Genomic DNA, 4143 nt, shown 5'->3' on the forward strand with positions numbered 1-4143 from the left:
CCCCAGCGTGGCCCTATCCTCACATGGTGCAATTGAATGATAAACAGAAACCAAAAAAAAGCAACCGGACATTTAATGTGCTATGAACACCGGACATTTTAATTTGCTATTGACGTGGACTATTTATTAACTTGACACGTAACTGTCTTTTCCCTATTATTCCCTCATGGAAAAAGGAATTCTTATCAACTATTCAAAGTTAACTTATCAATTGTTCTAAACTAAAAGGAGGAAAAATGGCTGGTATCGTATCATATGGAGCATATATTCCGTACTACAGGTTGCCCCGGAGTATAATTACTACTATGTGGGGTGGCGGCGGAGGACGTGGAGAGAAGGCGGTCGCCGGGTTTGATGAGGACCCCATCACCATGTCAGTCGCTGCTGGTATTGACTGTCTAACAGGGATTGACCCCAAGACGGTAGATGCCGTATTCCTGGCCACGACCTGCGCGCCATACAAGGAAAGACAGAATGCAACTATAGTCGCCGCTGCTCTTGACCTTCCACGCGAAGCCCGAAATACTGATTTCGCAAATTGTCTCAGGGCCGGAACTACGGCCATGCAATCGGCCATGGATGCCGTAAATGCAGGCTCACTCAACAGCGTCCTGGTAACAGCCGCTGACATGCGTTTAGGCGGTGCGGCTGGTGGGGATGAACTGATCTTTGGTGATGGAAGTGCTGCCCTCCTGTTTGGAAATGAAAAAGTGGCCGTAGAGATTGAAGGCAGCTACACCTTGTCTGATGACCTGGCAGATTACTGGAGATCACATGAAGACACCTATGTCCGACATTGGGAAGATCGCTTTGGCCGTGAGCAGGGTTATTTGAAGATTCCCGCTGAAGCTGCGGCCGGGGTTATGAAGAAGCTTGGCCTTGATAAGAAGGATTTTTCCAAAGTCTGCTTATTTGGTCCTAACGTCAGAAGTCACGCCACTCTGTGCCGAAGGATGGGCCTCGATCAGGAGCAGGTTCAAGACCCTCTTCTTAATACGGTGGGCGAAACCGGCACGGCGCAGCCCCTGATGACTCTGGTGGCGGCCTTAGAAGAAGCCAAGCCAGGCGACCGGATCCTGCTGATTAGCTGGGGGAATGGCAGTGACGCCATTGTGCTTAAAGTCACGGATGAGATTGAGAATATTAGAAACAGGCGCGGCATAAAGCGTCATCTCGAAATTAAAAAAACACTCGATAACTATGGAAGGTACTTACGCTGGCGGGAGATGGTATCGCTGGCGCCGCCTGCCCGACCACCGGCAGGAGCAGCCTCGATGTCGGCCCAGTGGCGGGAGCATGCTTCAGCCTTGCCTCTTTACGGTGTCAAATGCAATAACTGCGGCACCCCGCAACTGTATCTGAGTTATGCCTCGACTCGCGCCCATGTCTGCCTGGAATGCGGGGCCAAGGATGATTTTGAGCCTTATAGGTTCGCTGATAAGCGAGGCAAGGTAGTCAGCTTCAGCCATGATTTTCTGGCTGGCGGTGTTGACCCCCCGACTACAGCCGCAGTTATTGATTTTGAAGGAGGCGGGAGAGGTCAATTTAATATGGTTGACCGTGAAACTGAAGAGTGCCAGGTGGGTATGGGAGTTGAGATGACTTTCAGGAAGCTCCGTTACACACTCGGTACTCACACCTATTTCTGGAAGTGCAAACCAGTAAGAGATTGATTATATAAATATTAAGGAGGGCAGAATATGCCAGGTAGTATTAAAGATAGAGTTGCTATTGTTGGGATGGGGTGCACCAAGTTTGGCGAACGCTGGGATGCCAGTTCCGCTGACCTGCTTGTGGATGCGGCCTATCAAGCTTATGAAGATGCCGGGATAGAGCCCAAGGACGTCGAGGCGGCCTGGTTGGGGACCACGACCGGGAGCACCGGGATGGTGCTGTCCGAACCGCTGCGGCTCCAGTATATCCCTATTACCAGAGTGGAAAACGCCTGCGCCACCGCTTCAGACGCCTTCAGGAACGCTTGTTACGCTGTGGCCGCCGGTATCTATGACATAGTGCTAGCCATTGGCGTTGACAAATTCAAGGACAGTGGCATTAGCGGTTTGGGTGATGGCGGGGCGCCTGGCCCGAGTCATGCCATGGTGGCTGAGAGTACGCCGCCGCGGCAGTTCGCCATGCTCGCCACAACATATTTTTCCAGGTATGGCTTGAGCTATGAGGAAGGCAAGCACATGATCGGCCGGGTCTCCTGGAAAAGCCACCAGAACGGCATGCGGAACCGCAACGCTCATTTCCAGAGGGACGTGAGTATGGAGACGATCCTCAATTCCCCGATGGTGTCCTGGCCTTTGGGTTTGTTTGATTGCTGCGGCGTCAGCGACGGCGCGGCGGCCGCCATTGTTACCACGCCTGAAATCGCCAAAGGCATGAGGAAAGACCCGATATATGTCAAGGCCCTACAGATTGCCATGAGCCCCCGCGATGGAAACTACACCTCAAAATATGATTTCACTCACGTTGAAACTACGGTCAGGGCTGGGGAAGCGGCGTACAAGGAGGCCGAGATAAAGAACCCGCGCGAAGAAATCAGCATGGCCGAGGTCCATGACTGCTTCTCCATTACCGAAGCCGTAACCATGGAAGACCTCAGGTTCAGCCCCAGAGGAAAAGTCACGGAAGATATTGAGAACGGCTTTTTCGACCTGGATGGTGGCTTGCCAGTTCAGCTTGACGGCGGCCTGAAATGCTTTGGACACCCGATCGGCGCCAGCGGACTGCGCATGATCTATGAGATGTATTTACAGCTTCAAGGCCGAGCAGACGATTTGCTGAACCCCGGTATGCCTTCTCGGCAGGTAAAGGATCCTAAAATGGGCCTGACTCACAACCTGGGCGGAAGTCCGGATGGCTGCGCTATCTTTGTAGGTATCGTGGGTCTCCCGGGGGTATAACTGAATAACTTGCATAACGATCAAGCATAGCAGCCCGCAGGGCTGTTAGCTAAGATTGCTTGTTTCAACGTTTCTAAAGGGGCTGGTGATGGCATGCCCAGGAGCCAGCCCCCATTTATTTTACAAATCTGAAATCTGCCTTCATCCAGATCTAAAAAACCTTTCAGGGAATACTTATCTATTGCCGCCTGGAAGAAACAACGCAAACACCATAAAGGAGGAGAAAAGGACTTGAAGGACACATACCAAATATGGCTTTGGGAAAAATTGGCGGAAAGGTGCATCAAAAATCTGGAAAAACATGGCTTTGACGCAAGCTTTTTTTCAACCGCGGCAGAGGCCCGTTCTTTTATCCTGGACATGATTTCCGCTTATGAGACCTTTGGATTTGGAGGCTCGGCTACGACCAAGTCTCTGGGAATTATAGAGGAGCTTGAGGCCAAGGGAAAAACAATTTACAACCACCTTCAGGAAGGCCTGACTGCTGAAGAAAATCTGAATCATCGCCTTCAGCAGGGACAGAGCGATTGTTTCCTATGCAGCGCCAATGCCATCTCCATCACCGGAGAAATAGTAAATATAGACGGCGTTGGAAATCGGACCAACGCCATGAGCTTTGGCCCAAAAAAAATCATCATCGTTGCGGGCATGAACAAGGTCACACCGGACCTTGAATCCGCTCTGGCCAGGGTTCGGGAGGTAGCCGGGCCGATGAGGGCTAAGAGTCTTGGTATGAAAACGCCCTGTGCTGAAACAGGGATATGCAATGACTGCGATGTGCCGCAGCGAATCTGCCGCATTACAACTATTCTGCATCGTAAGCCGATGATGTCTGATATCTCAGTGATTCTGGTCAACCAGGCTCCGGTGCGCAACATCGTGCCTAATCTGGTCTAGGCCGCTAGCGGCCACGAGGTCAAAACCGTCACGGTTGCTGGACAGCCATGTAGGTTGGGTAGAGCGAAGCGAAACTGAATTTGTCAATACTACCTTAAAATCATAGACGTTGTCTTAAATCCGGTTTAATACCTCAAGCATCCTTTTCAACTTATAAACTATACCCCACTACTGTCCGGTTAAGGCTTGAGTAATTTCATGAAACAATAATAATGACAACCCGTTGTGAGCAGAAATGACTATTTTCGACTTCAACTCGTCCATGGGTTTCGGCAATACTCTTTCCACAATAACGAGGAAGGAGATAACCGATGTACACGGGACGAATTATTTTCTC

3 protein-coding genes are annotated in these 4143 nt (G+C 50.8%); all 3 read left to right on the top strand.

Annotated elements, in window-relative coordinates:
• The first annotated feature begins 236 nt into the window (after nt 1–236).
• The 3 genes from JRI95_16555 to JRI95_16565 all read left to right on the top strand — a co-directional run bounded on the left by JRI95_16555 (nt 237) and on the right by JRI95_16565 (nt 3806).
• Nucleotides 237–1673: a hydroxymethylglutaryl-CoA synthase gene (locus JRI95_16555; GenBank protein ID MBW2063155.1), complete on the top strand. Its 1437-nt coding sequence runs from the start codon at nt 237–239 to the stop codon at nt 1671–1673.
• A gap of 27 nt (nt 1674–1700) precedes the next feature.
• Entirely contained in the window at nt 1701–2909 is a 1209-nt protein-coding gene (locus tag JRI95_16560; GenBank protein ID MBW2063156.1) for an acetyl-CoA acetyltransferase, read from the top strand.
• A gap of 231 nt (nt 2910–3140) precedes the next feature.
• On the top strand, nt 3141–3806 hold the full coding sequence (locus tag JRI95_16565) for a lactate utilization protein (GenBank protein MBW2063157.1): 666 nt from the start codon (nt 3141–3143) through the stop codon (nt 3804–3806).
• Nucleotides 3807–4143 lie beyond the last annotated feature (337 nt).

This window comes from Deltaproteobacteria bacterium (genome assembly GCA_019308995.1).
Lineage (GTDB): Bacteria > Desulfobacterota > Desulfarculia > Adiutricales > JAFDHD01 > JAFDHD01.

Coding starts and splice junctions, on each gene's coding strand:
- JRI95_16555 (MBW2063155.1), top strand. CDS start 237: ATGGCTGGTATCGTATCATATGGAGCATATATTCCGTACTACAGGTTG.
- JRI95_16560 (MBW2063156.1), top strand. CDS start 1,701: ATGCCAGGTAGTATTAAAGATAGAGTTGCTATTGTTGGGATGGGGTGC.